We start from the raw sequence: 4848 nt of genomic DNA, 5'->3' as shown, positions 1-4848 counted from the left end.
CCGTCAAAACGCAGGGTGATGTGCCCCAGCTCGCGCAGGTTTTGTTCAGCGACGTCGCCGACAGCGGTCACGGCATAGCGCGCCTCGCCCAGCTCAAGCTGGCTCCCGGCCTTCAGCTCGCCGTTTAGCTCGCCGTGGCAGTGGATAAAGCAAAACTCTTCGATATCCGCAGGCGCCCCTTCGCGGAAGGTGATCAGCATCTGGTCGCTCAGCGCATCGGCCGCGCTCAGGCCGATGCGGGTAATGGTGGTCTGGTAAATCACGGTCATGGCAGGAACCTCTTATTGATAAATAAAGCCGGAGACAAACCAGGCAATCAGCACCGTTGGCGCGCCCGTCAGGAAGCGGCTCACCAGCACGGAGGGGACGCCCACGCGCACGGTGTCCTGACGTGCTTCGGCCAGCGACAGCCCGACGGGGATGAAGTCGCACGCCGCCTGAGCGTTAATGGCAAAAAGGGCTGGCAGAGCGAGGTGCGGGGGAATGTTGCCCAGACCAATCTGTACGCCAATCAGCACGCCGATGACCTGGGCAATCACCGCGCCCGGGCCGAGAAACGGCGACAGCAGCGGGAAGGAGCAGATCAGCGCCAGCGTCACCAGGCCGAGCGGGTGGCTGGCGAGCGGGGCGAGGCCGTGGGCAATCCAGTCGCCGAGGCCGGAGGCCATGATGATACCGATCAGCGCCGAGACGAACGCCATAAACGGCAGAATGGTTTTCAGCACCGTGTCGATGGTGTCGCGCCCGGACTGGAACAGCACCGCCACGGCGGACCCCATCCCCATCCCGACCTTCGCCAGCAGGCCATCGCTCTGCTCGGTGATTTTTTTGCTGGTGTCGTACTCGCGCGGGGCCGCTTTTTGCGGCGCGGATGTGCCATTCACCAGCGTGATGTTGTCCTCCTTCACCCCAGAGACATAAATATCCTCAAGGATGTACTGCGCCAGCGGGCCGGATTTCCCGGTGGAGTGAATATTTACCGTCGGAATGCGGCGCTTCGGATAGATGCCGCAGCGCAGCGTGCCGCCGCAGTCGATCACCGCCACGCCGATTTCCGCTTCCGGCGGTTCCCCTTCCTTGAAGCCGTCGACCGCTTCCCAGCCCGTCAGCTCGTGCAGCCTGTCGACGATCGCCGGGCGCGTGCCCGCGGTGATGTACACAATCTTTTTGCCTTCGGTGGCGTCGAACTCCAGCGGGCCGCCCCAGCCGCCCGTGCCTTTCTCAATGCGGATCCGGTTCATGCTGTAGCTCCTGAAAGATGGACTTTCTGTTCAAGCTGGATGCCCATTTTTTTCTCAAAAATGGCGGTGGTGAGATCCGTCACCCAGCCGCGGAAGAAGTTGGTGACCAGACCGACCAGCAGGTAGCTCACCGCCAGCGGGCCGAGCGGCAGGCCAAGCGTGGTAAGGCCGCTGGCGATCCCGAGATAAACGAACAGCTCGCCGGGGTTGATGTGCGGGAACAGGCCGTTCATGGAATGGCAACTGTAGGAGGCGGCGGCGTAATAGCTCGGCTTGTACTTCTCTGGCATAAAGCGGCCGAGGCTTAAGGTCATCGGGTTGCAGAACACAAAGGTGCCGATGAAGGGCAGGATCAGGTAGCGGGACAGCGGGTTTCCGGCGCAGCGCTGGGCGAAGCGTTCAATACGCTGCTGGCCGATAAAGTTAATCAGCGCGTTCATGATTACCAGCAGGCTGATCAGCAGGGGCAGGATCCCGGTCACCATGCCGGTGAATACCTCGCCGCCTTTCTGAAAAAGCCCGATGAACCACTCGGCGCCGTGGGTAATGGTTTCTATCATTCTTCTCTCCTGTAGGGCGTTTGTTTTTGTCTGTTCGGGGCTAATAATAATCAAATTGAAAGCTTTTAAAGTGTTAATTAGATCTCACAATGAAAGAAAAATGGATTAATTTGAAAGATAATTGGTGGGGCGAATGATTTTCGATGGAAAAAAGCGCGGATTTGCGTTGGGGAGGTGTGTACCGCTTCCTTGAGGTGTTGCGGATGCTTTACCATACTGGGTTCTTACCGAACTCGTTAAATGGATGCCACATGTTCAAGCGTCGTTATGCAGCGCTGTTACCTGCGCTTATTCTCCTGTCCGCCTGTAGTAGCAAACCCAGGACTGAAGCTGTTCAACAAACGGCGGGCGCGCCTTCCGGCGGGTTCCTGCTTGAGCCGCAGCACAATATGATGCAGATGGGCGGCGACTTCGCGAATAACCCTGCGGCCGAACAGTTCATCGATAAAATGGTGAGCAAGCACGGTTTTGATCGCCAGCAGCTGCATGCCATTTTGTCTCAGGCGAAGCGTCTGGACTACGTGCTGCGCCTGATGGACAGGCAGGCGCCGACGGCCCAGGTGCCGACCGGGCCAAACGGGGCGTGGCTGCGCTATCGCAAACAGTTTATTACCCCGGACAACGTGCAAAATGGCGTGGTGTTCTGGAATCAGTATGAAGACGCCCTGAACCGCGCGTGGCAGGTCTATGGCGTGCCGCCGGAGATCATCGTCGGTATTATTGGGGTTGAGACCCGCTGGGGACGCATTATGGGTAAAACCCGCATCCTCGATGCGCTGGCGACGCTCTCCTTCAACTACCCGCGCCGCGCCGAGTATTTCTCCTCTGAACTGGAAACCTTCCTGCTGATGGCGCGAGACGAACAGGACGATCCGTTAGATCTGAAAGGGTCGTTCGCCGGTGCGATGGGCTACGGCCAGTTTATGCCGTCCTCCTATAAGCAGTACGCGGTAGATTTTAACGGGGATGGTCACATCAACCTGTGGGATCCCGAAGACGCCATTGGCAGCGTGGCCAACTACTTCAAAGCGCACGGCTGGACGCCGGGCGGCCAGGTGGCGGTACAGGCGAACGGCGAAGCGTTTGGTCTGGAAAACGGATTTAAAACCAAATACAGCGTGGCGCAGCTTGCAGCGGCAGGCTTAACGCCGTCGCAGCCGCTGGGCAATGTTGACCAGGTGAGTCTGCTGCGCCTGGATGTCGGAACCGGTTATCAGTACTGGTTCGGACTGCCGAACTTCTACACCATTACCCGCTACAACCACAGCACGCACTATGCGATGGCGGTGTGGCAGCTGGGGCTGGCGGTGTCTCAGGCGCGTGTGCCGGCAGCGTCACCGTTTAGCCAGTAAGTCCCCTTATGCCTCCCTCTCCCTGTGGGAGAGGGCTGGGGTGAGGGCACCCGCCCGCACCTGTTTCCCGCAGAAACATTTCGCCACATTCCCATTTCACTCCCGCCGTTTACATCTTAATCGTCTTTCATTATTGTTATGTTATAACATAATTTTTAATTGAGATATCCATGTCCCTGTTTTCTCTCTCATCCCCGGTTCGTCTGCTGCTGGCGCTGATGCTCATTCTGTTTCTCGGCCTGGCCGTGCGCTGGGCGGTGGCGTTGCCATGATCGTGATGAACGACCTGGTGGCGGGTTACGATCGCCAGCCCGTTACGCGCGCACTGTCCGGCGTGATTGAACGCGGGAGCATGACCGCCATCGTCGGGGCCAACGGCTGCGGCAAATCCACGCTGCTGAAAACGCTCGCTGGCTTTCTTCCGCCCGTCAGCGGTACGTTTCGCTGGCAGGGGAGACGTCCGGTGGTGGGCTGGCTGGCGCAGCGTCACGCGCTGGAGGCGCAATTTCCTCTGACCGTGCAGGACGTGGTGAGCATGGGCTGCTGGCCAGAAATCTCGCTATTTGCCGGTTTTCGTCGGGATACCCGCATGCGCATTGCCGGCGCGCTTGAGCGCGTGGGGCTGGCGTCCATGGCGTTATCCACCATCGATGAACTCTCCGGCGGGCAATTCCAGCGCATGCTGTTTGCCCGCGTTTTAGTGCAGCAGGCACCGCTGGTGATGCTGGACGAACCCTTCACCGGCGTTGATGAAGCGACCTGCAACGTGCTGATGGATCTGATGCTGGAGATGTATATGCAGGGGCAGACCCTGCTGGCGGTACTACATGACAGCGAGCGCGTAGCACGTCACTTCCCGCAGACGTTACGTCTGGACGCTGATAGTCCCCAATGGAAAACCGAGCGGGTGAGGGTGGCATGATCTGGCATACATTCTTCCAGCCGTTTATTGAGTACGGCTTTATGCGCCGTGCACTGGTGGTTTGCCTGGCGCTCTCCGTCAGCACCACGGCGCTGGGGGTATTCCTTCAGCTGCGTCGGATGAGCCTGATGGGGGACGCCCTTTCTCATGCCATTTTGCCGGGTGTCGCGGTGGGCTATCTGCTCAGCGGTATGTCGCTTCTGGCAATGACTGTCGGCGGGTTTATTGCCGGGATCGCCGTTGCGCTGGTGGCCGGGCTGGTCAGCCGCCGCACGCCCCTTAAAGAGGATGCCAGCTTCGCGGGGTTTTACCTGGGTTCCCTGGCGCTGGGCGTCACGCTGGTGTCGCTGCGCGGTTCAAATGTCGATCTGCTTCATCTTCTGTTTGGCTCCATTCTCGCCGTGGATAGCGCGTCAGCCCTGTTCGTGACGGGCGTTTGCATGTTCACGCTCCTCACGCTGGCGATTTTTTATCGTGGGCTGGTCAGCGAAGCGTTCGATACCGCGTGGTTGCAGGTGAACGCGCGCTGGCTGCCCGGGATGTTACACGGTCTGTTTCTGGCGCTGCTGGTGCTCAACCTGGTGGCCGGTTTTCAGGTGCTCGGCACGTTGATGGCCGTCGGGCTGATGATGTTGCCCGCCGTGGCGGCACGCTGCTGGGTGCGCACCCTGCCAGGGTTACTTCTGATGGCGGGTATCAGCGGTATTTTTTGCGCGTGGCTGGGCTTAAGCCTTTCCTGGGCAGTGAGTCTGCCCGCCGGGCCCTCCATTGTG

General features: G+C 59.6%; 6 protein-coding genes. 3 read left to right on the top strand and 3 right to left on the bottom strand.

The window, feature by feature from the left end; genetic code table 11:
• From srlB to srlA, 3 genes are all read right to left on the bottom strand, one after another.
• On the bottom strand, nt 1–269 hold a 269-nt coding region (gene srlB, locus HP459_RS21385), incomplete at its 3' end, for a PTS glucitol/sorbitol transporter subunit IIA (RefSeq protein ID WP_171936801.1).
• A gap of 12 nt (nt 270–281) precedes the next feature.
• Nucleotides 282–1241: a PTS glucitol/sorbitol transporter subunit IIB gene (locus HP459_RS21380; protein ID WP_022649146.1), complete on the bottom strand. Its 960-nt coding sequence runs from the start codon at nt 1239–1241 to the stop codon at nt 282–284.
• Nucleotides 1238–1801, bottom strand: a complete 564-nt coding sequence (gene srlA, locus HP459_RS21375; protein ID WP_003862164.1) for a PTS glucitol/sorbitol transporter subunit IIC — start codon at nt 1799–1801, stop codon at nt 1238–1240. The genes HP459_RS21380 and srlA overlap by 4 nt, the downstream gene beginning before the upstream one ends.
• Before the next feature lie 251 nt (nt 1802–2052).
• Here srlA and mltB point away from each other — a divergent pair, with 251 nt between their 5' ends.
• The 3 genes from mltB to HP459_RS21360 form a co-directional block, all read left to right on the top strand.
• A complete protein-coding gene (gene mltB / locus HP459_RS21370) occupies nt 2053–3153 on the top strand; it encodes a lytic murein transglycosylase B (protein ID WP_022649145.1) in 1101 nt (366 codons plus the stop codon).
• 268 nt (nt 3154–3421) lie between these two features.
• Nucleotides 3422–4075 (top strand): metal ABC transporter ATP-binding protein, encoded by a 654-nt coding sequence (locus HP459_RS21365; protein ID WP_022649143.1) that lies wholly within the window; start codon nt 3422–3424, stop codon nt 4073–4075.
• Nucleotides 4072–4848: metal ABC transporter permease (locus tag HP459_RS21360; RefSeq protein ID WP_171936800.1), on the top strand; the 777-nt coding region annotated here is incomplete at its 3' end. The genes HP459_RS21365 and HP459_RS21360, both read left to right, overlap by 4 nt.

The sequence above is a fragment of the Enterobacter sp. CM29 genome (assembly GCF_013179605.1).
Classification (GTDB): domain Bacteria; phylum Pseudomonadota; class Gammaproteobacteria; order Enterobacterales; family Enterobacteriaceae; genus Enterobacter; species Enterobacter intestinihominis.
The sequence above is the reverse complement of the archived record's forward strand: the minus strand, read 5'-3'. Positions and strand labels throughout refer to the sequence as shown.

Bases quoted from the DNA above. Each gene is read 5' to 3' on its own strand.
- srlA (WP_003862164.1), bottom strand. From the start codon at position 1,801: ATGATAGAAACCATTACCCACGGCGCCGAGTGGTTCATCGGGCTTTTT.
- HP459_RS21365 (WP_022649143.1), top strand. From the start codon at position 3,422: ATGATCGTGATGAACGACCTGGTGGCGGGTTACGATCGCCAGCCCGTT.
- mltB (WP_022649145.1), top strand. From the start codon at position 2,053: ATGTTCAAGCGTCGTTATGCAGCGCTGTTACCTGCGCTTATTCTCCTG.
- HP459_RS21380 (WP_022649146.1), bottom strand. From the start codon at position 1,241: ATGAACCGGATCCGCATTGAGAAAGGCACGGGCGGCTGGGGCGGCCCG.